Annotated in this window: 1 pseudogene; it reads right to left on the bottom strand. The window is 69.5% G+C overall.

Annotated features, from left to right (window positions below):
* Positions 1-262: pseudogene (locus AU465_RS38170) on the bottom strand (serine--glyoxylate aminotransferase); the annotation flags it as partial.

The following is a 262-nucleotide window of genomic DNA, read 5'->3' as shown; positions in this document are numbered from 1 at the left end:
CGCCGCCTCGGCGACCGGCATCGCGGCGGTGCGCCGGAAATGCTCGATCGCTGCCGCCACGCCGGAGCCCGGCGCCAGGCGCACGCCGCAATCGAGCAGCGCCATTTCGGCCGCCGACAGCGAAGCGCAGACCATCACCTCGTTCAGCCAGCCGAGATGACCGATGCGGAAGACCTTGCCGAAGACCTTGTTGAGACCGCCGCCGAGCGACGTCTGGTAGGTGCGATAGGCGCGCTTGACGACGTCGCCGCTGTCGATGCCT

Source organism: Mesorhizobium silamurunense (assembly GCF_014843905.1).
Classification (GTDB): domain Bacteria; phylum Pseudomonadota; class Alphaproteobacteria; order Rhizobiales; family Rhizobiaceae; genus Mesorhizobium; species Mesorhizobium silamurunense.
Note: the sequence above shows the minus strand (reverse complement) of the source record. Positions and strands in the feature narration are given on the sequence as shown.